The following is a 23,897-nucleotide window of genomic DNA, read 5'->3' on the forward strand; positions in this document are numbered from 1 at the left end:
CCTCCGATCGAGGCGGGTGACAACCGGTCGCCTGCGATGGAGGCAGGGGCCGTCAGACGCCGGGGTGCCAGCTCACGCCGTTGTTGGAGGCGATCAGGGTGGCCAGGATGATCAGGTCCGCGGCGCCGAGGACGGCGCCGAGCAGGGCGCGGCCGCGGCGGGTGGTGCCCTGGGAGACGGCGGTCGCGCTGAGGATCAGGGCGAGGGGGCCGAGGACGAGGTTGAAGACGAACAGGCCGAGCAGCCCCAGCACGAACGACGCGACGGCCTTGTCGTCGGCCTTCTTGATCCGCAGCTCGGAGGCGGTGACACGCTCGGGGCGCTCGGCGCGTGCGGTGTGCAGGTGCGTGATGCCGTTCATCGTGGTCTGTCCCTTCGTCAGTGCGCTTCTCGCGGCGCGGTGGAGCCCTGGTGGCGCTTGCTTCGGGCGGCGCGCTCGCGGATGCCGAAGATGAGGAGCCAGCCGCCGATGAACACGGCCGCGGCGATGTGCACGGGGGTGGTGGCGTAGGCGGCGGCGCCCAGGAGGGTGCCGAGCGCGATGAGGGCCAGGAGCAGAACAGCCATGTGCGCGACCTCCGTCGAGTCATTGAGCCGGTAGGCCCGTTAAGGCTTTGTATCGACTGGGTGAACAGTTGTAGTTACAGTTGTTCACTGACTTCTACTGTACTCTCGCCCTCGTGGGCGAACGACTGTTTACCGAATGAGATGAGCCACACTCTTGGGGCCCGGCAGGCCCAGAAGCAGAAGACCCGGCAGGCCCTGCTCGACGCGGCGTTGAGGCTGCTGGAGCACCAGAGCCTGAGCAGCCTCGGTCTGCGCGAGGTCACCCGTGAGGTGGGCGTGGCTCCGGCGGCGTTCTACCGGCATTTCAGGGATATGGCCGATTTGGGTGTGGCACTCGTGGAGGAGTCCTTCGGCAGTCTTCACGCGATGGTCCGCGACATCCGCGACGAGCAGGCCGAGACCGACGAGGTGATCCGCCGGACGGTGGAGGTCATCGCCCGCTACGTCCGGCAGCACCGCACCCATTTCCGGTTCCTCGCCCGTGAACGCCATGGCGGGGTGGCGCGGGTGCGGGAGGCCATAGCGGTGGAGTTCCAGCGCTTCGCGGAGGAACTGGCCAGCGACCTCGCCGACCAGCCCGAGTCCGATGGGTGGGCTCCCGAGGATGTACGGATGCTCGCCGACCTGTACGTCAATCTCATGGTCATGACGGCAACGGCCTTCATGGAGGCACCGCCCGACGAGCCCGAGGTGGAGCGGCAGATCGCCAACGCCGCTCGCCGCCAGCTTCTCCTGATCAACCTGGGCCGCCGCCACTGGAACCGCGGCTGACGGCCCGCACTCGCCGGGTTGCGGCCGACGGCCCGCAGTCGCCGAGTTGCGACCGACGGCCCGCATCGGACCGCCCATCGCCCCGCACCGGACCGCCTCTGACCCCGCACCGGACCGCCCATCGCCCCGCGCCGGACCGCCTCTGGCCCCGCGCCGGACCGCCCTGGCCCCGCACCGGATCCCTCACGGTCCCGGCACCAATGGGGCCGCACAGCTCAGCCGTGAATACCCGCCCGCCGCAGCCTGCGGCGCACGTCCTCCCACTCGGCTCCCACGGGGTCGGTTCCACGGGAGCCGACGGAACGGTCCTTGAAGCCGCTGGAGGTCGAGACGCAGACCACCGGACCCTCGATCGCCTCAACGGCCTCGACGTCACGCAGTCCCGCCAGCCCCGCGGCGCTCGACAGCTCCACCCACAGCCCTGCCCGCCCCAGCGCGGACTGGGCGGCCGCCAACTGCTCGTCGCTGACGGCCAGAGCCTGCCCACCGCTGTCCCGGACCGCGACCACCCCGCGGTAGCCGCTGACGGTGGAGACGATGGAGTACGCGTCGGTCGGCCCCACCGTCTCGTGCGTCGCCGCCGGAAGACCCTGGCGCATCGCCGTGACGAGGGGCGACGCGGCCGCGGGCTCACAGGCGAACATCCGGGGAGCGCGGTCGCTCAGACCCAGGCGCCGCAGTTCGGTGAAGCCCTTCCAGACGCCGAAGAGGAGTTCGGCGTAGCCGGTGGGCACGAACACGGCCTCGGGGACGCCGATCTCGGCGTATATCTCGTAGGCGATGGTCTTGTAGCCCTCCGGGCCGAAGGCATGGCCGGTGTGCGTGGTGGTGAGGTTGCTGACGGGATGCAGGCCCAAGCGGTCGACGACCTGCCGCATCAACGGCTAACACGCCGCGCGTGGCACCGGCAGTACGACCGCTTCGTAGGCGCGCAGGAACGCGTCGACGGCCGGCGGCATGTCGAGGGGGGCGAAGACCACGCAGCGCAGTCCGGCGCGGGCGGCGAACGCCGCCGCCGAGGCGCCGTGGTTCCCCGAGGAGGCGACCACGACGCCCGGCGCTCCGACGCCCACCGCGGCGCTGACCGTGCAGCGGTTGAGCCGGTCCTTGTGGCTCCAGGTGGGGTTGCGCGACTCGTCCTTGACGAAGACCCCCGGTTCGAGCTCCATCAGCGGGGTGCCGCCCTCGCCCAGACCCGGCGCGGCCAGCGGTGGAAGCAGCGGCGCCCACCGGTCCAGCCCCGCGCTGGCGGACGTGCCACGCTCGGCGGAGAAGAGGCCGAGGTCCACCCGGTCGTAGGCGTAGTCGACCTCCACCGGATAGGAGATGTCGTCCGTGCTGGTCCGGGGGCAGCCGTGCGTCAGCGGCGGCCAGAGCGGATAGCCGATGTCCGGGTCGCCCAGCGACCGCTGGCGGATGGCCAGTGTGCTGTCACCTGTCACGCTCGCCGAGCTTAGGCCGTGGGCGAACCTGACGGTGGGTGATCCCGGAGAGTCGGGCCCCGCGCCCAGGCTTCGGCCACGCAGGCGTGGACCGCAACGGGGTCCTGCGCTGCGTTCGCGTCATCGTCTCCGGATGGGGACGGTCACCGCGGGCCCACCTCAACGAAAGATCTTCGGCAAAGATGCCAACTCACCATGGATCTTTTTGAGTTGAGCGGCCATGTCAGGTGTGTACCGCAAGGTCCTTTTCCGCCCGGACAACCGGACACCTCGCACCCAATGTCCGAATAGTGATCGACCGCCCGAACGCGCCCCGCCGAGATCTGTAAGCATGAGCCCCGATCGGATTGATCATGAAATAGCACTTTCAACCATCCCAATCCCAGAGGAGATCACCATGTCCGACATCAGCCGCCGCCGCGTCCTGCGAGGAGCCGCCATCGCCGTCGCGGGAGTCGCGATGGCCGCGCCCGCGGCCATCGCCGCCCAGTCCGCCGTGGCCGGGGCCGGGGGCTCCGGCCACCCGACGGGGCACGGAGACCACACCCGGCCCGAGGCGTTCGACGAGGTCTACCGGGGCCGCCGCATCCAGGGCATGCCCATACCAGTCGAAGGCCGCGGGCACACCGGCCGCACCGGGCACAGCCCGCACATGGCCCACGAGGGGCCCGGCTACGCCGTCTTCGTCGACGGCGAGGAGCTGCACGTGATGCGCAACGCCGACAGCAGCTGGATCAGCGTCGTCAACCACTACGAGACGTTCCGGACCCCGCGCGCGCTCGCCCGCGCGGCCGTCGACGAACTCCAGGGCGCCGTCCTCGTCCCCATGGCCTGAGCCGGCACCCGGGTCCGGGCGAACACCTCCGGCGGCACGCCCGCCACCACCCCACCGATCCCCGATCACGGAAGGCATACAGGCACCCCCATGGCTGTCCGCAAGAACCAGGCGACACTCACCTCCACCGAAAAGCGCGCCTTCGTCAACGCGCTCCTCGCGCTCAAGCGCAGCGGCCGCTACGACTCGTTCGTCACCACGCACAACGAGTTCATCACCAGCGACAGCGACAACGGCGACCGTGTCGGCCACCGTTCGCCGTCGTTCCTGCCCTGGCACCGCCGGTTCCTCATCCAGTTCGAGGAGGCACTCCAGTCCGTCGACTCCTCCGTCACGCTCCCCTACTGGGACTGGACCGACGACCGCACCGCCGCCTCGTCCATGTGGGCGCCGGACTTCCTCGGCGGCACCGGGCGCAGCCTCGACGGACAGGTGATCACCGGGCCGTTCGCCGCGTCCTCCGGCAACTGGCCCATCAACGTACGCGTCGACGGCCGCTCGTTCCTGCGCCGCTCGCTCGGCGGCGGAGGACGTCCGCTGCCCACCCGGGCCGAGGTGGACTCCGTCCTCGCCATGCCGACCTACGACACCGCCCCCTGGAACAGCGCCTCCGACGGCTTCCGCAACCACCTCGAGGGATGGCGGGGCGTCAACCTCCACAACCGCGTGCACGTGTGGATCGGCGGCCAGATGGGCACCGGTGTCTCCCCCAACGACCCGGTCTTCTGGCTCCACCACTGCTTCATAGACAAGCTGTGGGCCGACTGGCAGCGGCGGCACCCGGACTCGGGCTACCTGCCGACCGGGGGAACGCCCAATGTCGTGGACCTGCACGACACGATGCGGCCGTGGAACGACGTGTCCCCGCAGGACATGCTCGACCACACCGCCCACTACACGTACGACACGGCGGCCTGAGCCGGCCCGAATCGGCACCCGGTCGGCGCCGAGCCGACATCGACCCGACGTCGAGCCGAACTCCAGGCGTCGGCGTGGCAGACATCACAGCGATTCCGCGGGACCGGGCCGTCACGGCGGCCCGGTTCCTCGCGTCTTCGGGGGAAGAAGGGGAACAGCAGGACCGGCCGACGGGGACGGGACCAGCAGGGGACGGGACCAGCGGGGAAAGAAGGGACACAGGCGTGATGACGGCGGTACGCCAGACCATCGAATTCGACGTGGTCACGGCACCAGAGCTCTCCCTTCCCATCACCGCCGAGCTGTTCTATCTGTCGGCCGACCCCTTCGCCGTGCACATCCGCTTCCCCGGCTCCGCCACGCTCAGCGGGCGGGAGGTGGAGTGGGCCTTCGCCCGGGACCTGCTCGGCGCCGGTCTCGGCACGCCCACCGGCCTCGGTGACATACGGATCTGGCCGCTGGAGCCGGGCAGGACCGCCCTGGCGCTGATCGCCCCGGAGGGTGTCGCCGTGCTGGAGGGCGCTTCCGCCGATCTGTTCCGCTTCCTCGACCGGACCTACGCGGCCGTCCCGGCCGGGAGCGAGCGCGACCACAGCGGTGTCGACCGTGCGCTCGCCTCGCTCCTGGCCGGGGAGGAGTGAACCCGGCGGCTCACTCCCCGTGAGCCGCCCCGCGGGCCTCCTCCTGGACCGCCTCGTCGGCGCCGCCGTGAACCGCCTCGGCCTGGCCGCCCCCCTCTGTCCGGCCGCTCGCGTCGGCGTCGCAGGCGCCGCTGCCCGCGCGGCCGGCGCCTTCCACATGGCACGAGCCGTGCCCCGAGCCGGACTCCCTCGGCAGGTCGAGCGCGGGGTTGCGGTCGAAGAACCCGGTGGGCTTGAGCGTGAAGCCGCTGTGATCGACCGGCATGACCGGCCACTCCTCCAGCCTCGGCAGGTGGGTGGGCCCGAAGGTGTGCCAGACGGTGATCTCGGTGGCCTCCAGGGACGCCCCCCGCCCGGCGTCCTCCTCGATCCACTCGGGGATGCCCCCGCCGCCCTTGTGCTGGTTGGGGTAGTCACCGTCCGGGTAGTGGCGGTCCTGCTGGTAGCGGGTCACCCACAGGTGCTTGGCGCCGTAGGCCACGCGCTTGGCCACGGACGAGCCCGGCTGTGCCAGGAGCACCGGTCCCGGCTGGGGGTTGAGGGTGTACGCGACCGGCTGCCCCATGCGGTTGAGCGAGTCGGGGTTGGAGACACGCCAGCGCCGCCCGACGCCCGGGTCGGCCACGCGGCCGGCGTCCGCCGGGTCGCTGACGGGGGTGGCGCGCACGGTGAACGCGTTGCCGTTGGGGTTGTCCTCCCCCATCGGGATGGGGACGACATCCAGTTCCTCCACCGTGTTCGCGGGGCCCCCGTCCAGGGCGAAGTCCAGCCGTACACAGAACAGGTGCTGGTGGTACGGGGCCAGCAGACCGGGGGCGATCTCCGTCCCGTACGGCGAGCCCGCGCCCGGCTCGACGGCCGAGGTCTGCACCAGCCCTGTGGACTTGGCCTCGAAGCCGATCGCGCCGTCCTGGTAGAGGTACCAGTAGAAGCCGTAGTCGTAGTTGCCGAGCGTGGCGATGTAGGAGACGACGAGGCGGCGCGAGCGGCGGCTCTCCGCGACGAAGTCGTTGAACATGTCGCTGTGCTTCCACAGGAGGCCGAAGTCCTCCTCGTGGATGCAGATCGCGTTCTCCAGGACCGCCGGGTTGCCGTCGTCGTCGTGGACGACAGCGTCCACGTAGGTGATCTCGCCGAGGCAGTCGCAGCCCAGGCGCAGCGCGTTGGCGTTGCGGCCGAGGGTGTACTCGCCGACGTCGAGGTAGCAGACCCAGTTGCGGGACGGGTCGGGTTCGGCGTAGGGCACGGCCATCTCGGCGAGCGAGGCGCGGTGCAGGACGGGCCGGTCGCGGTCGCCGTCGCGGTGGTTGAGCTGGTGCAGGACCAGGCCCTCACGGGCGTTGAAGTCGAGGCGGAAGCTCCAGTTCTGCCAGGTGAGCAGGTTGCCCCGCAGGTCGAACGACGGGCCCTCGGGCTGGGTGATCTCCAGGGGGCGCAGGTCGGTGCGGGCGGGCCCGTTGAACTCGGCCTCGTAGCGGCCGCATTCGACGGGCACGGGGACGGCGCCGGTGTCGATGAACCGGATGACCTTCCGCTCGACGAGGTCGACGTCGGCGACGAGGCCGCCGACGGGGTGCGCGAACGGGTTGTCGGTCTCGTCGCAGCGCAGGAAGGTCAGCGAGCGCAGCATACGGCGGCCGGTCTCGTCCGGGTTGCCGAAGTTCCCGGCCGCCAGCGGGGCGCAGATGGCCAGGTCGGTGTCGGTGATGCCGCGCTCCGCCATGGCCCGCTGCCAGCGGGCGTCGGCCTTCACGATCTCCTCGCAGATGCCGTACTCCTGGAAGAGGATCGACGGCTGGCCCTCCTCGGCGGCGTCCAGGTCCCGGCAGGAGAGCACGATCCCCGCGGTGACGTCGACAACCGCCTCGGAGCCGGCGCCGGTCGCCGAGTCGAGCAGGGTGACCCGGACCCGCCGGACCACCGGGTCGCCCTCGCGGTGGGCGGCGACGGTGTGGCGGTCGGGCTCGTCCAGCAGCACGAGCGGGAACTTCGTCGTCTCGCCGACCCTGCCCGCCTTCTCGAGGGCGAGGCGGGCCGCGGTGAACTCCCCGGCCGACAGCGGGTCGAGCGGGTGCGGGGCGGGGCTTTCGGTGGGGAGCGGGGTGGGCTCCTGCCCGGAGGGGTCGGCGGCTTCCGTGTGGCAGCAGTTCATGGGGTCGCCTGTTCTGTTCGGGGATACATGGTCCGGGGCGCCGCGGCGGCGGGGGGGTGCCGCCGCGGCGCCCCGGAGAGGCGGTGCCAGGCTGTTGACCGGGCGTGGACCCGGCGCTCAGGCCCTGGGCGCCTTCTCGGCCTCGGCGCTGGAGCGGGCGAGGTCGAGCTGGAACGCCTCGTTGCCCAGGCCGATGCGGGCGTGCGCCTGCGGCCGCTTGCTGCGCAGGACCGCTCCGTAGGCGCCTCCGACGACCGCGGCGACGAGGATGATCCCTGGCAGGATCCAGCGCAGCGACGAATTCGGGTCGGCTCCCAGCAGCTTGGGGAAGTCCGAGACCGCGTAGACGAGGATCACGGTGAGCGCGAGCGCGGCCGTGATCGAGGCGGTCAGCCGCGAGGCCTGGGCACGGGCCACTCCGCGCTTGGTGAAGAAGACGACGACGGCCAGGGAGGTGGCCGCCATCAGCAGGATGATGCCGAGCGCGCCGACGTTGCCCATCCAGGTGAACAGGTGGAGTACGGGATCGCGGTCGGTCGCGGCGAAGGCGACGATCACGATCAGGGCGACCGTGGACTGCAGCAGGGAGCCGAGCGCGGGGGCGCCGGTGGACTTGGAGGCGCGGCCCATGGCGGCCGGGAGCAGTCCCTCGCGGCCCATGGCGAAGGCGTACCGGGCGACCACGTTGTGGAAGCTGAGCATGCACGCGAAGATGCCGGTCACGAAGAAGACGCTCAGGATGTTGGAGAAGGCCGAGCCCAGGCGGGTGTCGCTGAGGGCGAAGACCAGTCCGGGACCCGCCTGCTGGGCGGCGCCGACGACCTGGGACGGTCCGGTGGCCACGCTTATCGCCCAGGAGCTGAAGGCGTAGAAGACGGCGGCGAAGCCGATCGAGGTGAACATCACCCGGGAGACGACCTGCTGGGGGCGGCTGGTCTCCTCGGCGTAGACCGGGGCCATCTCGAAGCCCACGAACGCCGCGATGGTGAAGCACAGCGCGGTGCCCAGTCCGGAGCCGCTGAGCATGTCCGGGTTGAACGCCTGGAAGGAGACGCCCTCGCGGCCCGGGTCGCCGATGAAGGCGAAGTCGAAGATCAGCACCAGCAGGCACTCGGCGAGCAGGAGCACACCGAGGACCTTGGCGTTGAGATCGACCTTGAGGGCGCCGAGGATGCCGACGAGCACCAGGCCCGCCAGTGCCGGCCACCACCAGGAGACGGTGACGTCGGCGTGCTCCTTGAGGAGGGCGGACGCCTCGTAGCCGAAGATCCCGAACGCGCCGACCTGCATGGTGCTGTAGGAGACCAGGGCCACGAAGGACGCGCTGGCGCCTGCGGTGCCGCCGAGGCCGCGGGCGATGTAGGCGTAGAAGGCACCGGCGTTGTGGACGTGCCGGCTCATCTCCGCGTAGCCGACGCTGAACAGCGCCATGATCACGGCCAGGATGACGAACAGCAGCGGCTGCCCGACGATCCCCATGACCGCGTACGTCGTCGGCATGACGCCCGCCACGACCATCAGCGGAGCCGTGGCGGCCAGCACCGACAGCAGGAGGCCGGGCGTGCCGATCCGGTCGGCGCGCAGAGCGCGCTCCTGGCCCTTGAAGGTGCTGATCTGTGGCTGTGTCCCCGCGGGTGTTCTCGGGGCGGGCCCTGGTTCACGGCCGGTAAGCATGACGGGGGGTGTCCTTCCGGTGGGGGTGGTGGTCGGCGTCGCCGACCGTTGCGGTCCGGCCGCCCGGGCGGTGGGGCGTGTCGCGGCTCACGCCGTACCGGAGGATCCGAGTCCGAGCGCGGTGCCGCGTGCGGCACGGAACGCCTTCTTCGGATCCCGTCCCGGGTACGACCAGGGGACGTGCGTCGCGTGCGGGCCGACGCTGTTGAACAGCACGGCGGCTTCCGCCATGCGGCCCTCGTGGAACTTCGCGTGCGCGAGGAAGTTGAGGTCGACCTTGAGCCTGGGGTGGTCTCGGCCGTCCCATTCGAGCCACCAGCTGAACGCGGTGTTGAGGACCTGGCGGGCCCGCCAGGTCGTCCAGTGGTCGGAGTTGGCGGGGTTGCGGGGTTCGAGTCCGGACTCGGCGAGGACCCGGTAGCGCTCGGTGTGGGCGACCACGGGCAGCACAGCCAGCGGGGAGCCCGCGTCGGCCTCGCCCGCGGCCCACTCGGCGAACTCGTACACCTCGTGGAACGGGTCGTCGCCGTCACCCTTCTGACGCTCCGCCAGGCAGGCGGCCATCAGATGGTGGGCGTGGTGGTGCTCGCGGTGCCGCCCGCGCACCTGGTCGAAGGCGCGCATGCGCTCGTCGTCGGTGCCGGTCCAGCGGGCGAGGATGAGCATGCCCAGCCACGGGGTGGGGTCCGCGGGGGCCAGACGGGCGGCGGTCAGGCAGGCCTCCTGGGCGCAGGCCGCCTTTCCCTTGCCGCGCGAGGCCAGCAGCGCCACCGCGAGGGCGTGCAGCGCGGCGGCGTCGACGCTGTCGGGCTCGGCGAGCAGCCAGTCCTGCGCCCAGCCGGCGCCCGAGGCGGTCTCGGCGAGGACCACGAGGCGGTGCGCCCGCCGGTCCCAGTCGTCACCGGTCTCGGCGAGCAGGGCGCGGGCCTCGACCCAGCGGCCGATGGCCATGGCGTCGCGCACCCTGGCCAGCTCGTCGTCGTCGAGCGCGGGGTCGAACGAGAAGTCGTCCCTGGACAGGGAGAAGCGGAAGGGAGGGGGCGCCATCACCGTGCTGCGGCGCCGGGGCCGGCCGCGGTGCGATGGCCGCCCGCGGCGCGGTGGCCGGTCGTGCGGCCCCGACGGTCACCGGGGCAGGCGCGGCCACTGGGACAGGCGCGGCCACCGGACGGGCGGGGAAGGGGTGTGTGGACCTGCTCCACGTCGTACGTCACCTCCAGCTCCGGGTCCGGGCGTCCGTCCGCAGCTTCGCGGGTCCACCGGGGGCCGGGGCAGGGGGCACCGCGGACGCTCGGTGATCACCCACAGCCAACCGGTAACCACTCTCCCGCATCAAGGCCGGACCTGTTGTCTCGGTGTAGTCCCGCGCGCCCCCGTGTGCGCCTGCCCCGTGTTTCGTCGTGTTTGTGGGGACTGATGTGCCCCTGGGGCCCGCGAGTTGGGCGATCCGGAGTGGATTCGTCCGGTCCGGAAGAGGTCGGATTACGAGGCGCTGTCTCACCGACAGGACAGAGGAATCACACCGGCTTACCACATCGGTATGGTCACGGCCTTGAGGCCACGCCGGTGATGCGGATGATGAGGAGTCACCCCTTGGACGGAGGCGGCACGACCGACACGTCGGTGCATCCCCTCGCCCACATCAGGCGCAGCCGGGGCTGGAGTTACCAGGAGCTCGCCCGGGTGGTGGCCGACAACGCGCGTGCGCTCGGCGTTCCCATGGCCGCCCGCCGGGAGAAGGTGTGGCGGTGGGAGCACTGGGGTGTGGTCCCCGAACCCGACAGCCAGCGCGCCCTGGCCAGAGCGCTGGGGGTGCCGCAGCGCGAACTGGACGCCCGTCCCTGGCCCGGCTGGCTGCCCGTGCCGGGCAGGCTGCCGGAGGGACTTCGGTGGACACCGGAGGGGACGCTCGTCGCGCTGCGGAGCCTGCTGGGTGAAGCGGCGCAGGACGCACGGGAGTACCCGCCGGCCGCGGGCCAGGCGCTGCGCGAGGCCATGGCGGTGCCGGACTGGGCGGAGCCCCGCGTCCCGGAGCCCCGCGTCCCGGAGCCCCGCGTCCCGGAGCCCGGCGCCCCGGCGCCCTCGCCCGAGGAGTCCGGAGCTTCCGCGCGCGCACACGACGAGGACGGCGCCACGGCCGGGGCCGGAACCGCGGACTGGCTGCGGGCCGGGGTGCTGGGGCTGCGGCAGCTCGGCGACCGGCTCGGCGGCGCGGTCGTGCGCGACCGGGTGGAGGCGGACCTGCGGATCGTCGCCGACCTGCTGCAACGGGACGGTCCGCGGGAGGAGTCGGCCCGTCCCTTGCATCAAGTGGCGGCGGAGCTGGCCCGGCTGGGCGGGGCGGCGGCGTTCGAAGCGGGGCGGAACGGAAGCGCTCAGCGTCTGCTGCTGACCGGGCTGAGGGCCGCGCACAGCGCCGGGGACCGGTCGGCGGCGGCGGGGATCCTGGCCGAGCTGAGCCGCCAGGCACTGCTCGACGGACGGCCGGGGGACGCTTTGGCGGCGGTCCGGGCCGCCGACGCAGCGGCAGGGGTGGCCGCCAGGGGAAGGGTCCCGGCGCTGCTGGCCGTCCGTAGGGCCCGGGTTCTCGCCGCGCTGCGCGACGAGAAGGGGTTCCGCGGGGCGCTGGGCCGGGCCGAGGAGCTGCTGGGCACCGCCGCGGACGGTGAAGACCCGTCCTGGGCCTGCTCGTTCGACGCCGCCGAACTGCACGCGGAGGCGGGGGCGGCACTACTGGACCTGGGGCACCCGCAAGAGGCGCTGGAACAGCTCGAACGGGCGCTGGCGGACCTCGATCCCGGTCGGCGGGCCGAACGGGCACTGCTGTGGGCGGCGGTGGCGACGGCCCGCCTGCGCGCGGGCGACGCGGAAGGCGCCGACGAGTCGGCCGCGCAGGCCACGAGGCTGTGCGACGACGGCGCGACCGCGCGTCTTCGGGACGCGGTCGAGGCGCTCAAGTCGGAGTTGAGGAAGGCCTCCGACGATCTCGGCGCCGCGGACGGCACCGAGGACTGCGCGGATGAGCCGCTACCGGCGTGACCGCCCGCGCAGCTACCCCACGACCACCCGCATGACCACCCCTGAACAGCCCTTGTGAACCCCGTTGGAACCAAGGGTTCCTCGGGATCGTCCCCTACGGGTGATCAGCATCACGACCGGCCGGACCCTCGCCCCGGACTGTCAGGCGTACGCTGTACGGTTGGATGACCCGAAAGGGTCGCCGCGAAGAACAATTGAGAGACAAGCCGCCCCTGCCGCTCCAGCGACGTCGCGGCCGTTGACTGGTTGACGCCCGGTGATCCCGGGTGTCGCTGCGGAGCGGGGGAGATTTCGTGTTCGATCAACTGGGCGATCTGCTCAGCTCACCATGGGTGTATGCCCTGGTTGGGGCTTCTGTACTGCTGGACGTCTTTCTACCGGTACTGCCGAGCGGTGCGCTGCTCGTGGCCGCCGCCACGGCGGGGTCGGCGGGCAATGCCTTCGAGGCCGCCGAGATCGCGACGCTGCTGTTGTGCGCGGCCACGGCCTCCTGCCTGGGGGATCTGGCGGCGTATCGGATGGCCCGCAGCGGCAGTGTCTGGTTCGAGCGCCGGATGGACAAGTCGCGTCGGCTGGCGGCGGCGCGCGAGCGGCTCGGCGAGATCGTGGAGCACGGCGGCGGGGCGCTGGTCGTGCTCGCCCGTTTCGCTCCCGCGGGCCGTTCCATCGTGAGCATCGCGGCGGGCGTCGCCAATCGGAAGGTGGCGGAGTTCCTGCCCTGGTCGGCGCTGGCCGGGGTGGCCTGGGCCGGATACAGCGTGGGCATCGGGTATCTGGGCGGGCAGTGGCTCGGCGCCTCGTGGCTCACCACCGGGCTGTCGTTCTGCGCGCTGCTGGCCGCGGGCTCGATGGCCGCGCGGGTCTTCCGCCGCGAGGGCGCCGTGCGCACTCCGCTTCCGGCCGGTGCCGAGATCCCCGCTCCGGCGGGTCCTGTCCGACCGGGCGTCCCGGGCGCCCCGGCCGAGCGGACTCCGGTGTCCGTGTCCTCCGTGGCGTCCGTGCCTCCTGTACGGCCCGCGCCGCTGGTGACCCGGGTGACCATAGTGTCCGCTGTTTCCAGTGTGGCGGCCGTGTCCGCTGTGCCGCAGGTGGCAGCCGTCACGGTGGACTCCTGATCGGGTTCACCCTCTAAGGGGCCCGCCACCAGGAAAGGTGGCGCAGAAGGCGTACAGACCCCGACTGACGGAACTAGGCTGACTCCTGCTTGTCCTCCGTTCTGATTCGGGGCGAACATGTCAGCCGCAGGCACCTCACTCCTTCAGGCCGCTTGGCCGCCGGGCGCCGATCCGGCGCTCCTGCGGCGTACCGTCGCGCGTGCCCATGAGGAGTTCCTGAACACCGGTCATCTGCCGTCGAACGCGCGGGAAGTGGTCCGCGACTCCTGGCGGCGCTGCCGCGGCATCGGCGTGGATCCCGACCGCCCAAGACCCGCCGTCGGCTTCAGCACGGCCGACCTGCGCTCCTATCGGGCCGATCATCCCCTGGCCGCCGTGCTCCCCGTGATCCGCAACCTCCTGCTGGACTGCGCCCAGGGCGAGCAGCTGGTCGCCGTCACCGACGACAGGGCGCGGCTGATGTGGGTCGAGGGTGACCAGGGCCTGCGGTCGCGCGCCGAGCGCATCGGCTTCGTCGAAGGCGCGCAGTGGTCGGAGGAGCACGCGGGGACCAATGCCCCCGGTACGGCGGTCGAGGTCGGCCGGCCCGTGCAGATCTACGCCAGTGAGCACTTCAGCCGTCCCGTCCACGGGTGGAGCTGTTCGGCCGCCCCCATCCGCGACCCCGACACCGGGGAGCTGCTGGGCGTGGTCGACCTCACCGGAGGGGACCACATCGCGGCCCCCTACGCGCTGGCGCTGGTCCGGGCCACGGTGGCGGCGGCCGAGGTGGAGCTGCGGCTGCTGCGCCTCAAGGGCGTACTTCCGGCGCCCGCGGCCGTCCGGCGCCAAAGCGCCCAGCCGCGGCTGGAGGCGCTGGGCCGCGACCGGGCCCGGTTCACCACCGTCCATGGCAGGAGCGGGGAGCTGAGTCCCCGCCACTCCGAGATCCTCCTGCTCCTCGCCCGGCACCCACGGGGCCTGACCGCGGACGCGCTCGGGCTCCTGCTCCACGAGGAGGAGTCGGCGCGGGTCACCGTGCGCGCGGAGATGTCCCGGCTGCGCCGCCTGCTCGGCCCCGAACTGCTCGCCTCGCGCCCCTACCGGCTGCTCTCCCCCGTCGCGACGGACGCCGACCGGGTCCGGACGCTGCTGGCCCGAGGGGCGCACCGGCGCGCACTGGCGGAGTACCCGGGTCCTTTGCTCCCCCGTTCGGAGGCGCCGGGCGTGGTCGAGGAGCGCGAGGAGCTGGACGGGGCGATGCGCAGCACCCTGCTGCGCCGGGGCGACCACGAGTTGCTGCTGCGGTGGCTGGACCGGCCGGAGAACGCCGACGACGTGGAGGTGCTCGGCGCTGCGCGGCTGGCCCTGCCTCCGGGATCTCCGCGCCGGGAGCTGGTGCGGGCCCGCCTGGAGCGGCTCTCCCCATGGTGACCGCGACGCTGTGACTGCGGCGCTGTGGCAGGGAGGCTGTGACTGCGGCGCGGTCGGTTCGCGGTGAACCGCCGCGGTGACGCCGCGCGCGAAGCGAAGGCGGCGCGCGCCGGGCGTGCGCGGGGCCGCGGGGGGGCGTACCAGGAGCGCGGACAAAACCGCAGGTGAACGGGGTGACGGCCGCGGAGGCAGACACCTCGGCGGACCCGGCCCGGACCCGGCAGCCGACCGCAACCTGGTTGCAACCTCCTGCCCTCTAGCGTGCCTTCTCGCGGGACGACGCTACCCGAGGAGGAGCCCTATGACGGTCTACCAGGCACCGGGCAGGACAGGCAGCCCGGCGGTGTACTCGGCGCGGTACGGCAACTGGATCGGTGGCGAGTGGGTGGACCCGGTCAAGGGGGCCTACTTCGAGAACCCCTCGCCGGTCAATGGGCAGACGTTCACCGAGATCGCGCGGGGCACGGCCGACGACGTGGACCTCGCGGTACGTGCCGCGCAGGCCGCGGCCCCCGCCTGGGGCCGCACCTCGGCCGGCGAGCGGGCGGCCGTCCTCAACCGCGTCGCGGACCGGATGGAGGCCTCCCTGGAGACCCTGGCGGTCGCCGAGACGTGGGAGAACGGCAAGCCGGTGCGCGAGACGCTCGCCGCCGACATCCCGCTGGCCATCGACCACTTCCGCTACTTCGCGGGGGCGGTGCGCGCCCAGGAGGGCAGCATCGCGCAGATAGACGACGACACCGTGGCCTACCACTTCCACGAGCCGCTGGGCGTGGTGGCGCAGATCATCCCGTGGAACTTCCCGATCCTGATGGCCACATGGAAGCTCGCCCCGGCGCTGGCGGCGGGCAACACGGTCGTCCTCAAGCCGGCCGAGCAGACCCCCGCCTCCATCCTGGTGCTGATGGAGCTGCTCGCGGACCTGCTGCCGCCGGGTGTGGTCAATGTGGTCAACGGCTTCGGCACCGAGGCCGGCAAGCCGCTCGCCTCCCACTCGGGCGTGCGCAAGGTCGCGTTCACGGGCGAGACCACGACGGGCCGGCTGATCATGCAGTACGCCAGCCAGAACCTGATCCCGGTGACGCTGGAGCTCGGCGGCAAGAGCCCGAACATCTTCTTCGAGGACGTGGCCTCGGCCAACGACGCGTTCTACGACAAGGCGCTCGAGGGCTTCACGATGTTCGCCCTCAACCAGGGCGAGGTGTGCACCTGCCCGTCGCGGGCTCTGATCCAGTCGTCGGTCTACGACCGCTTCCTCGCTGACGGCCTCGAGCGGGTGGCCGCGATCAAGCAGGGCAACCCGCTCGACACCGACACGATGGTGGGCGCCCAGGCCAGCAACGACCAGCTCGAGAAGATCCTGTCCTACATCGACATCGGCACCCGCGAGGGCGCCAAGCTGCTGACCGGCGGCGAACGGGTCGACCTCGGAGGCGAGTTGTCCGGCGGGTTCTATGTGGCACCGACGGTGTTCGAGGGCGACAACAGCATGCGGATCTTCCAGGAGGAGATCTTCGGCCCCGTCGTCTCGGTGACCCGCTTCGAGGGCTTCGACGACGCCATCAAGATCGCCAATGACACGCTCTACGGCCTCGGCGCGGGTGTGTGGTCGCGTGACGGCGGCACCGCCTACCGGGCGGGCCGGGCGATCCAGGCGGGCCGGGTGTGGACCAACTGCTACCACGCCTACCCGGCGCACGCGGCCTTCGGCGGCTACAAGAACTCCGGCATCGGCCGTGAGACCCACAAGATGATGCTCGATCACTACCAGCAGACAAAGAACCTCCTGGTCAGCTACGCGCAGGAGAAGCAGGGCTTCTTCTAGAAGCCCGGCCTGCGCGGCCTGCAGACCCAGGGGCGGTACGGGCCCGAGGGAGCCGAGTGAGGCGGTCTCCTTCGGGCCCGGCGACCGACTCGCGCGAGCGACGTCCGGTGGTGGGACCGTTTTGGAGGACTCGGTCCCACCACCGGCACCAGCCGCGCGTCGGGGAGCGGCCCCGTCAACGCTCCCCAGGGCCCCGGTTCCGCGCCGAACCCTTCCGCGCTCCCAGCGTTCTCAGCGGGAGGGGGTGAGAACGACGCGGAACCGGGCTTGCCCACTCAGCATCCGTTCGTGCGCCTGCTGCGCCTGCTCCAGCGGCATCGTCTCGATCATCGGCCGCACTCCGGTGCGCGCGGCGAAGGCGAGAGTGTCCTCGATGTCGAGAGAGGTGCCCGAGGCATGGCCGGTGACGGTGCGGCTGCCGAAGAGGAACTGGGTGGGATTGACCCCGATCGGCTCGGGCGAGGCGCCGATGACCACGAGGCGGCCCCGGGGCGCCAGCCCCTCGAACGCGGCCGTCATGACCGCCGCGTCGGCCGCGGTCGCGAAGACCACGCTCGCTCCGCCGAGTTCGGCCAGGGCCTTGGCGACGTCCTGCCCCTCGCTGTCGATGTAGTGGTGGGCGCCGAGTTCGCGGGCCAGCGCCTCCTTGGCCCGGCCGCGGGCGACGGCGACCGTCTCGAAGCCCATGGCCGCCGCGAACTGCACACCCATGTGCCCGACACCGCCCACGCCGAGCACGGCGACCAGGTCACCCGCGACGGCGCCGCTGCGCCGCAGCCCGTTGAACGAGGTCACTCCCGCGCACATCAGCGGGGCCGCCTCGGCCGCGGTGAGGCCGTCGGGGATGCGCGCCAGCGCCTCCACCGGAACGATCATGGCTTCGGCGTAGCCGCCGTCATAGCCGAGGCCGGGTATGCGCAGTTCACGGCACTCGATGAAGTCACCCGCGCGGCACTGGCGGCAGCGCCCGCAGTGGCCGCCGTGCCAGCCGACACCGGCCCGGTCCCCCGGCTCCCAGCCGAGGACGCCCTCGCCGACGGCGTCGATGCGGCCGGCCACCTCATGGCCGGGGACCATCGGGAACGCTCCTGCGGGGAAGTGGCCTCCGGTCATCCCGGCGTCGCTGTGGCAGACCCCGCACGCCTCGACGGTGAGGCGGACCCGGCCGCGTCCGGGCTCGGGCAGGGTGCGTTCGACGAGTTGGAACTTCCCTGCGGCGCAGGGGACCTGGGCAACGAGCATGGTGGAGTTCATGGTCCTGCTCTCTCTGGTCACGGCACACTTGCGGAATCAACGATACACAGATATATATATCGGCGCTATATACTTGGGGCAGCCGTCTGTAGCATTGATCCCGTGAGCACGCCGACGAAGGACGCCAAAGAGGCCAAGGACACCAGCGCACGCGAGCGCATCCTGCGGGCGGCCGCCAAGCTCCTCGCGGAGTCCGGCGGCGAGCCCGTCTCCACCCGCGCCGTGCTCGCCGAGGCCGGTGTCCGGGCACCCACGCTGTACCACCACTTCGGGGACAAGCAGGGCCTGTTCGACGCGGTCGTCGCCCATGGCTTCGCCCAGTACCTGGCCGCCAAGCGGGAGCTGCCCGTCATCGACGACCCGCTGGACAATCTGCGCCAGGGCTGGGACAACCACGTCGAGTTCGGCCTCACCAACCCGGCGTTCTACGTCCTCATGTACGGCTCGGCCCGCCCCGGGGTCCGCCCTCCGGCGGCGGAGGAGGCCTACAGGCTGCTGCTCGAATCCCTGGAGCGGGTGGCCCGCGCGGGCCTGCTGAGAGTCCCTCCGGAGCAGGCGGCCCGCATGGCGATCGCCGCGGGCGTCGGGGTGACCCTCACGCTCATCACCGACCCCTCGGGCAGCGTCGACAGCGATCTGTCGGTCCGTACCCGTGAGGCGGTTCTGGCCGCCACCACCGTCCAGCCGGGCGGCGGTACGCCGGAGAGCTCGCTGCCCGGCCTGGCCATCTCGCTGGGCGCCGCCCTGTCCCAGGACGGCGCCCACGTCCTCAGCCCGGGTGAACAGGCCCTGCTGCGCGAATGGCTCCAGCGCCTGGAGTCGTAGCGCACACCGTCGGGGCCGCGCCCCTCGCCCCGCCGCGCCCCTCGGCCCAGCGGCCCTTTCGGGCCCAGCCGCCCCTCGGACCCAAGCCCCTCAGGTCCGGCCGCCCGGACGGCCGTCCCGTGGGCCGAATGCCGCCAGGGCGTCCTCCGCGGAGTTACGGGCGTGGACGTACTCGTCCGCCCAGGCCGCGGCGTCCGGGTAGCCGGACTCGGCCGCGATCCGGGCGCACGCCGCCTCGTAGTCGAACGGGGTGCGGCGCAGCGCCGCCCCGCCCGGGCCCAGCAGCGCCCAGTGCGCTCCCGGCCGGCCGTACGGCATGCCGACACTGCCCGCGTTCACCACCAGCCGCCCATGGGTGAGCCGGGCGAACGGCACATGGGTGTGCCCGCACACCACGGTCCCGATCTCCCCGCCGACCCCGTCCATCACCTCGGCCCACCGCCGCTGCGTCGAGTCCACGAGCACCGTCTCCTCGTCGTCGCGCGGTGTGGCGTGGCAGAAGAGCACCGCGCCCAGCCCGTCCACCTCCAGGGTCAGCGTCCGCGGCAGCCCGGCCAGCAGCTCCACCTGGTCCTCGCGCAGTTGCCCGGCCGCCCAGGGCGCCACCGGGTCGGGGACGGCGGCGGTCGTGCCCTCGCGGTGCCCGACGAGTTCGCGGTCGGCGTTGCCGCTGATCCACAGCGCCCGGTCGCCGAGCGAGGCCAGCAGGTCCAGCGTCCGCACGGGCAGCGGGCCCGCCGCCAGGTCCCCGCAGAGCACGATGCGCTCCGCGGCCCGTACATCGGGCTCGGCGAGGACGGCTTCGAGAGCGGGGAGCACCCCATGGATGTCCGACAGTACGGCCGCTGTGGTCACCATGGGGCAAGCCTGCCCGGCCGAGGGCCGTCCGGTGCCGTGGTTCTGCCGCCGGCAGACCGCTCGCTCGCCCCGGGGCGGTGCGAGCGCGGTCCGCGCGGTCAGAGCAGGTGCGCGGCCGGCTCCCCCAGCCTCGTCAGGCGCTGGGCCAGATCCCCTGCCGGGCTGGTCCTGCTCTCCTGGGCGAGTGCCGTGTGCATCAGCGCCTCCACCCGGTCGTCGCCGGCCGCCGTCACCCCGAGCATCCCGACGAACAGGTCCACCAGCCACGCCCGGAGCTCGTCGGCGGGCGGCTGCCTGCCCTGGTCGAGCCAGGTCAGCGACACCATCTCCACCGAGGCGATCCACGAGCGGACCGCCAGCACCAGCCGGGGGCTCGGCTCGGGAACGTCGAGGTGGACGAGTATCTGCTCGAGGGCGCGGCGCCGCACCTCGTCCACGATCGCGTTGGTGCGGCTCGTCTCGGCGACGCAGCCGCCGCGCAGCAGGGCCGCGTACCCGGCGGCCCGCTCGTCCACGAACGCCAGATAGCGGTCGAGCGCATTGGACAGCCGTTGCGTCGGGGTGCCCTGCGCGGGCTCGACGAAGCGCTCGGACAGCTCCTGCGCGGCCTCCCGCAGCGCCGCCTCGTAAAGCTGCTGCTTGCCGCCGGGGAAGTACCGGTAGACCAGCGGCCGGGAGACCCCGGCCGCCGCCGCCACGTCGTCCAGGGACACCTCCTCGGGCGGCTCATGCCCGAACAGGTCCTGAGCTGCGGCGATCAGCTGCTCCCGGCGCTTCTCCACGGGCAGCCTGCGGTACGCCCCGCGCTTGACTGCTTCAGATGCTGCCATGCCTCGCAGCGTAACCGGCGCCACCTTCAGCCCATCACCTTGTAGTGCTCGGGCCGGGGTCTGCGGGTCCGCAGCCAGAACTGCCAGGTCCAGCCCGGCCAGGCCGCCCGGTTGACTCCCTCGCTGTCGAGATACCAGCTGGCGCAGTTGCCCTTGCTCCACACCTCTCCGTCCAGCGAGCCCTGCAGCCGGTCGTTGAACGCGCGCTGCGCCGTGTCCTCGACCTCCAGCGCCCTGCCGCCGCGCCGGTCGATCAGGTCCAGGCACCCGACGATGTAGCGGGTCTGCGCCTCGACCATGAAGACCATGGAGTTGTGGCCGAGCCCGGTGTTGGGGCCGAGGACGAGGAAGAGGTTGGGAAAGCCGGTGACGGTCGTCCCGAGGTACGCCTCGATGCCGTCCGCCCACGCGTCCTGGATCTTCAGACCGCCGCGCCCGGTCAGCGGCAGCCGCTCCATGGCGTCGGTGACATGGAAACCGGTGCCGAGCACGATCGCGTCGACGGGGTGCTCGGCGCCGTCGCGGGTGACGACGCGGTCGGCGCGGACCTCCTGGATACCGGTGGTGACGACGTCGACGTTGGGGCGGGCGAGCGCCGGGTAGTAGTCGTTGGAGATGAGGGTGCGCTTGCAGCCCATCGTGTAGCTCGGGGTCAGCGCCCGGCGCAGCTCCGGGTCCTTGATGTGACGGCGCATGTTCAGCCGGGCGAGCCGCTCGGCGACGCGCATGAGACGCGGGTGCTCGAAGGCGACGAAGCGGCTCTCCAGGCGCCAGTAGATGGAGGTCCGGTAGGCGCGCTGCGTCAGCGGCAGCCGCTCGAACAGCCGCCGCTCCAGGGAGCTCACCGCCCGGTCCGGCTTGGGCAGGATCCACGGCGGTGTGCGCTGGAACAGCGACAGCCTGGCGGCCCTCGGGGCGATCCGCGGCACGAACTGGATGGCGCTGGCGCCCGTTCCGATCACCCCGACGCGCTTGCCGTCGAGCTCCACGCCGTGGTCCCACTCGGCGGAATGGAACAGCGGCCCCTCGAAGTCGGACAGCCCCGGGATGTCGGGGATGTTCGGCTTGTGCAGCGGGCCCATGCCGAGGACGAGCGCCCGGCAGGTGAGCACCGAGCCGTCCCCGGTGCGCACCTGCCACAGCCGCCTCGCGTCGTCGTACTCGGCGCCGCTGAACTCCGTGCCGAAGCGAATGTGCGGCCGCACCCCGTACTTGTCGGCGCACCGCCGCAGATAGGCGAGCAGTTCGTGCTGGAGCGGGAACATCCGCGACCAGCCGGGGTTGGGCTCGAAGGAGAACGAGTACACATGCGACTGCACATCGCAGGCACAGCCGGGATAGGTGTTCTCCCGCCAGGTGCCGCCGACCTCGTCGGCCTTCTCCAGGATCACGAAGTCCTCGCGACCGCCGCGCTTGAGCTCGATCGCCATCCCCAGCCCGGCGAAGCCGGAGCCGACGATGACGACGTCGTGGTCGGGCGGGGTGCTGTCCTCGGTCACGTCGCGGCCTCCCGTCAGCCGACCAGTCCGGAGCTGCGCCACAGCCGCGCGCCCGGTCCGCTGATCACACCGATCTCGTCGAAGAAGCCGGTCAGCCGCTGGGCGGAGGTCCGCATGATCTGCCGCCGGTGGCCGCTGGCGCAGGCCTGGCGCAGCGCCTCCTGGGGGTCGAGGCCGACCGAGGAGTAGACCCGAGGGCTGATCAGAGCCTTGGCCACGACCCGGGCGGCCTCCCCTGCGGCGAGGCGGGTGAGATTGCGCTCCCAGGCCGGGCAGGTCGCCATCTGGCGGCGCAGTTCCTCACGGGCGTAGCGCACGTGCCGTGCCTCCTCGACCACGTGGATGCGGGTCACCCCGCGCACCAGCGTCTGCACCTTCTCGTCGGGGAAGGTCTGACGCTGCATCCAGTCGAGGATCTCCTCGACGAGCAGGGTGGAGCTGAACGACCCCGGGGTGGTGGAGATGGTCTTCATCAGCCGGCCGAGGTTGTGGTGCAGCCTGCTGGGCCGGTAGGCGGGTGCGTCCATCTTCTCGATCAGCCGGGCGAACATCTTGGAGTGGCGGCACTCGTCGGCGATCTCGGTGAGCGCGTAGCGCACATGCCGGGTGGTCGGGTCCACGTCGAAGATGTGCCGGGTCAGCAGCTGGATCAGGATGATCTCGAACCAGATGCCGATGGAGCACAGGCTCGCCATCTCGTGCTTGGACAGCTCGATGCGCTGGTCCTCGGGCATCCGGCGCCACAGCGGGGTGTCGTAGAGCGAGACCAGGTACTCGGGGAGGAACCACTTGCCGTCCTCGATCGGCGCCTCCCAGTCGAGTTCGACGTCGGGGTCGAAGGAGTGCTTGGCGGAGGCTTCGAGCAGCCGTTCCGCGACGAGTTCGCGGTTTTTGAAGGGTGCCGTGGTCAACGTTCCGCTCCCCTGCCGGTCTGGTCGTATGCCTGGACACGTTCGATCGCTCTTATGAGACTGCTTGTCAGCAAACACGTCAATCCCTTGGGCGCACACTTGTTGACCCATCGGTAACTTCCGTGTGACGGTGACCACATCGGCTCCCGCGAAGGGAAGGAGAGCGTCCGTGTCGACGCAGCGCTTCTACACGCACCCCGTCAAAGAGGCCCAGTGGGAGGTCCCGGCCTCCGGAGCGGCCCGTTTCACCTGGGAGTACGACGACGGACGCGAACGGCTCCTCGCGCTGTACCAGAAGGGCAAGGACAAGCAGTGGGACGCCGTCAAACGCGTCGACTGGGACATCGAGGTCGATCCCTATGACCCGCTCGGCGTACCCGACGAGGCGATGACGCTCTACGGTACGCCGTACTGGGACAAGTTCAGCGAACAGGACAAACGCGATCTGCGGCGGCACTACGCCTCCTGGCAGTTCTCGCAGTTCCTCCACGGCGAGCAGGGCGCCATGGTGTGCGCGGCCCGCATCGTGGAGTCGGTGCCGGACCTGGACGCGAAGTTCTACTCGGCGACCCAGACCATGGACGAGGCCCGCCACGCCGAGCTGTACTCGCGCTTCCTGCACGAGAAGATCGGCATGCTCTACCCGATCAACGACAATCTGCGCAGCCTCCTCGGCGACACCCTCACCGACTCCCGCTGGGACATGCCGTATCTGGGGATGCAGGTCCTGATCGAGGGCCTGGCGCTGGCGGCGTTCGGGATGCTGCGCGACACCACCAACCGGCCGCTGCCCAAGCAACTGCTCGCCTACGTCATGCAGGACGAGGCACGGCATGTGGCCTTCGGGCGGATGGCACTGCGCGACTACTACCGCGAGCTGTCCGACGCGGAGCTGCACGAGCGCGAGGAGTTCGTGATCGAGGGCTGCTACCTGATGCGCGACCGCATCAAGGGAGTGGAGGTGCTGGAGAACTTCGGCATCCCCAAGCAGGAGGCGGACGGGCTCAGCGAGCGCAACGAGTACTTCCAGCTCTTCCGCAAGCTGCTGTTCAGCCGGATCGTGCCGTGCGTGAAGGACATCGGGCTGTGGGGCGAACGCCTTCAGCGGGCGTATGTGGACATGGGGGTGCTGGAGCTGGGCGACGCCAGCCTCGACCTGCTGATGAAGGAGGACGAGGCGGTCGCCGAAAGGCTCGACGCCGAGCGCTTCGCGGCGGAGGAGGAGGCGAGAAGAGCCGAGGTGTCCGAGGCAATCGCGGCGGGAGCCGAACAGGACTGAGCGGGACGGGAGCGGGCCCGTCCGGGGCGGCCCGCGCACGACCGAACGG

General features: G+C 71.6%; 20 protein-coding genes and 1 pseudogene. 10 read left to right on the forward strand and 11 right to left on the reverse strand.

What is annotated here, in order from left to right; genetic code table 11:
• Nucleotides 1-52: 52 nt before the first annotated feature.
• Both IEY86_RS09485 and IEY86_RS09490 read right to left on the reverse strand, forming a co-directional pair.
• Nucleotides 53-361 carry a DUF4190 domain-containing protein gene (locus IEY86_RS09485; RefSeq protein WP_229698280.1) on the reverse strand — a complete coding sequence of 103 codons (309 nt, stop codon included), beginning with the start codon at nucleotides 359-361 and terminating at the stop codon, nucleotides 53-55.
• Nucleotides 362-378: 17 nt separating this feature from the next.
• A complete protein-coding gene (locus tag IEY86_RS09490) occupies nucleotides 379-567 on the reverse strand; it encodes a hypothetical protein (RefSeq protein ID WP_189131122.1) in 189 nt (62 codons plus the stop codon).
• Nucleotides 568-708: 141 nt separating this feature from the next.
• On the opposite strand from IEY86_RS09490, the gene IEY86_RS09495 reads away from it, so the two are divergent.
• Nucleotides 709-1,338, forward strand: a complete 630-nt coding sequence (locus IEY86_RS09495) for a TetR family transcriptional regulator (protein WP_189131123.1) — start codon at nucleotides 709-711, stop codon at nucleotides 1,336-1,338.
• A 215-nt stretch (nucleotides 1,339-1,553) separates the two neighbouring features.
• Here the strand turns inward: IEY86_RS09495 and IEY86_RS09500 are convergent.
• A pseudogene (locus tag IEY86_RS09500) lies at nucleotides 1,554-2,762 on the reverse strand (threonine synthase).
• Nucleotides 2,763-3,177: 415 nt separating this feature from the next.
• Here IEY86_RS09500 and melC1 point away from each other — a divergent pair.
• From melC1 to IEY86_RS09515, 3 genes are all read left to right on the forward strand, one after another.
• Complete coding sequence (gene melC1 / locus IEY86_RS09505; RefSeq protein WP_189131124.1) at nucleotides 3,178-3,615, forward strand: apotyrosinase chaperone MelC1; 438 nt, start codon at nucleotides 3,178-3,180, stop codon at nucleotides 3,613-3,615.
• Between the two features lie 90 nt (nucleotides 3,616-3,705).
• Nucleotides 3,706-4,533, forward strand: coding sequence for a tyrosinase MelC2 (gene melC2, locus IEY86_RS09510; protein ID WP_189131125.1), 828 nt, complete (start codon nucleotides 3,706-3,708; stop codon nucleotides 4,531-4,533).
• Between the two features lie 227 nt (nucleotides 4,534-4,760).
• A complete protein-coding gene (locus tag IEY86_RS09515) occupies nucleotides 4,761-5,174 on the forward strand; it encodes an SsgA family sporulation/cell division regulator (RefSeq protein ID WP_189131126.1) in 414 nt (137 codons plus the stop codon).
• Between the two features lie 10 nt (nucleotides 5,175-5,184).
• Here the strand turns inward: IEY86_RS09515 and IEY86_RS09520 are convergent, their stop codons facing one another.
• The 3 genes from IEY86_RS09520 to IEY86_RS09530 form a co-directional block, all read right to left on the reverse strand.
• Nucleotides 5,185-7,326: a primary-amine oxidase gene (locus tag IEY86_RS09520; RefSeq protein ID WP_189131127.1), complete on the reverse strand. Its 2,142-nt coding sequence runs from the start codon at nucleotides 7,324-7,326 to the stop codon at nucleotides 5,185-5,187.
• A gap of 117 nt (nucleotides 7,327-7,443) precedes the next feature.
• Entirely contained in the window at nucleotides 7,444-9,000 is a 1,557-nt protein-coding gene (locus IEY86_RS09525; protein WP_189131128.1) for an APC family permease, read from the reverse strand.
• Nucleotides 9,001-9,087: 87 nt separating this feature from the next.
• A complete protein-coding gene (locus IEY86_RS09530) occupies nucleotides 9,088-10,047 on the reverse strand; it encodes a hypothetical protein (protein ID WP_189131129.1) in 960 nt (319 codons plus the stop codon).
• A 546-nt stretch (nucleotides 10,048-10,593) separates the two neighbouring features.
• Between IEY86_RS09530 and IEY86_RS09535 the strand changes: the two genes are divergently transcribed.
• From IEY86_RS09535 to exaC, 4 genes are all read left to right on the forward strand, one after another.
• Nucleotides 10,594-12,039 (forward strand): NsdA family TPR-like regulatory protein, encoded by a 1,446-nt coding sequence (locus IEY86_RS09535; protein WP_189131130.1) that lies wholly within the window; start codon nucleotides 10,594-10,596, stop codon nucleotides 12,037-12,039.
• A gap of 293 nt (nucleotides 12,040-12,332) precedes the next feature.
• Nucleotides 12,333-13,154 carry a DedA family protein gene (locus IEY86_RS09540; RefSeq protein ID WP_189131131.1) on the forward strand — a complete coding sequence of 274 codons (822 nt, stop codon included), beginning with the start codon at nucleotides 12,333-12,335 and terminating at the stop codon, nucleotides 13,152-13,154.
• Between the two features lie 117 nt (nucleotides 13,155-13,271).
• Nucleotides 13,272-14,567 carry a GAF domain-containing protein gene (locus IEY86_RS09545; RefSeq protein WP_189131132.1) on the forward strand — a complete coding sequence of 432 codons (1,296 nt, stop codon included), beginning with the start codon at nucleotides 13,272-13,274 and terminating at the stop codon, nucleotides 14,565-14,567.
• 301 nt (nucleotides 14,568-14,868) lie between these two features.
• Entirely contained in the window at nucleotides 14,869-16,392 is a 1,524-nt protein-coding gene (gene exaC, locus IEY86_RS09550) for an acetaldehyde dehydrogenase ExaC (RefSeq protein WP_189131133.1), read from the forward strand.
• 231 nt (nucleotides 16,393-16,623) lie between these two features.
• On the opposite strand, the gene IEY86_RS09555 is transcribed toward exaC, so the two are convergent.
• Nucleotides 16,624-17,646 (reverse strand): zinc-binding dehydrogenase, encoded by a 1,023-nt coding sequence (locus IEY86_RS09555; RefSeq protein ID WP_229698281.1) that lies wholly within the window; start codon nucleotides 17,644-17,646, stop codon nucleotides 16,624-16,626.
• Nucleotides 17,647-17,748: 102 nt separating this feature from the next.
• On the opposite strand from IEY86_RS09555, the gene IEY86_RS09560 reads away from it, so the two are divergent.
• Nucleotides 17,749-18,471 (forward strand): TetR/AcrR family transcriptional regulator, encoded by a 723-nt coding sequence (locus IEY86_RS09560; protein ID WP_189131134.1) that lies wholly within the window; start codon nucleotides 17,749-17,751, stop codon nucleotides 18,469-18,471.
• A 90-nt stretch (nucleotides 18,472-18,561) separates the two neighbouring features.
• Here the strand turns inward: IEY86_RS09560 and IEY86_RS09565 are convergent, their stop codons facing one another.
• From IEY86_RS09565 to IEY86_RS09580, 4 genes are all read right to left on the reverse strand, one after another.
• Nucleotides 18,562-19,329, reverse strand: a complete 768-nt coding sequence (locus IEY86_RS09565; RefSeq protein WP_189131135.1) for a metallophosphoesterase family protein — start codon at nucleotides 19,327-19,329, stop codon at nucleotides 18,562-18,564.
• Between the two features lie 98 nt (nucleotides 19,330-19,427).
• On the reverse strand, nucleotides 19,428-20,159 hold the full coding sequence (locus IEY86_RS09570) for a TetR/AcrR family transcriptional regulator (RefSeq protein WP_189131136.1): 732 nt from the start codon (nucleotides 20,157-20,159) through the stop codon (nucleotides 19,428-19,430).
• Nucleotides 20,160-20,185: 26 nt separating this feature from the next.
• Nucleotides 20,186-21,658 carry a flavin-containing monooxygenase gene (locus tag IEY86_RS09575; RefSeq protein WP_229698282.1) on the reverse strand — a complete coding sequence of 491 codons (1,473 nt, stop codon included), beginning with the start codon at nucleotides 21,656-21,658 and terminating at the stop codon, nucleotides 20,186-20,188.
• Between the two features lie 14 nt (nucleotides 21,659-21,672).
• Nucleotides 21,673-22,569: an AurF N-oxygenase family protein gene (locus IEY86_RS09580; RefSeq protein WP_229698283.1), complete on the reverse strand. Its 897-nt coding sequence runs from the start codon at nucleotides 22,567-22,569 to the stop codon at nucleotides 21,673-21,675.
• 169 nt (nucleotides 22,570-22,738) lie between these two features.
• On the opposite strand from IEY86_RS09580, the gene IEY86_RS09585 reads away from it, so the two are divergent.
• Complete coding sequence (locus IEY86_RS09585) at nucleotides 22,739-23,848, forward strand: ferritin-like domain-containing protein (protein ID WP_189131138.1); 1,110 nt, start codon at nucleotides 22,739-22,741, stop codon at nucleotides 23,846-23,848.
• The last annotated feature ends 49 nt before the right edge of the window (nucleotides 23,849-23,897 follow it).

Origin of the sequence: Wenjunlia tyrosinilytica, assembly GCF_014646055.1 — a bacterium.
Taxonomy (GTDB): domain Bacteria; phylum Actinomycetota; class Actinomycetes; order Streptomycetales; family Streptomycetaceae; genus Wenjunlia; species Wenjunlia tyrosinilytica.

Bases quoted from the DNA above. Each gene is read 5' to 3' on its own strand.
- IEY86_RS09570 (WP_189131136.1), bottom strand. From the start codon at position 20,159: ATGGCAGCATCTGAAGCAGTCAAGCGCGGGGCGTACCGCAGGCTGCCC.
- IEY86_RS09565 (WP_189131135.1), bottom strand. From the start codon at position 19,329: ATGGTGACCACAGCGGCCGTACTGTCGGACATCCATGGGGTGCTCCCC.
- IEY86_RS09525 (WP_189131128.1), bottom strand. From the start codon at position 9,000: ATGCTTACCGGCCGTGAACCAGGGCCCGCCCCGAGAACACCCGCGGGG.
- IEY86_RS09520 (WP_189131127.1), bottom strand. From the start codon at position 7,326: ATGAACTGCTGCCACACGGAAGCCGCCGACCCCTCCGGGCAGGAGCCC.
- melC1 (WP_189131124.1), top strand. From the start codon at position 3,178: ATGTCCGACATCAGCCGCCGCCGCGTCCTGCGAGGAGCCGCCATCGCC.
- IEY86_RS09530 (WP_189131129.1), bottom strand. From the start codon at position 10,047: ATGGCGCCCCCTCCCTTCCGCTTCTCCCTGTCCAGGGACGACTTCTCG.
- IEY86_RS09555 (WP_229698281.1), bottom strand. From the start codon at position 17,646: ATGAACTCCACCATGCTCGTTGCCCAGGTCCCCTGCGCCGCAGGGAAG.
- IEY86_RS09545 (WP_189131132.1), top strand. From the start codon at position 13,272: ATGTCAGCCGCAGGCACCTCACTCCTTCAGGCCGCTTGGCCGCCGGGC.
- exaC (WP_189131133.1), top strand. From the start codon at position 14,869: ATGACGGTCTACCAGGCACCGGGCAGGACAGGCAGCCCGGCGGTGTAC.
- IEY86_RS09495 (WP_189131123.1), top strand. From the start codon at position 709: ATGAGCCACACTCTTGGGGCCCGGCAGGCCCAGAAGCAGAAGACCCGG.
- IEY86_RS09490 (WP_189131122.1), bottom strand. From the start codon at position 567: ATGGCTGTTCTGCTCCTGGCCCTCATCGCGCTCGGCACCCTCCTGGGC.
- IEY86_RS09485 (WP_229698280.1), bottom strand. From the start codon at position 361: ATGAACGGCATCACGCACCTGCACACCGCACGCGCCGAGCGCCCCGAG.
- melC2 (WP_189131125.1), top strand. From the start codon at position 3,706: ATGGCTGTCCGCAAGAACCAGGCGACACTCACCTCCACCGAAAAGCGC.
- IEY86_RS09515 (WP_189131126.1), top strand. From the start codon at position 4,761: ATGACGGCGGTACGCCAGACCATCGAATTCGACGTGGTCACGGCACCA.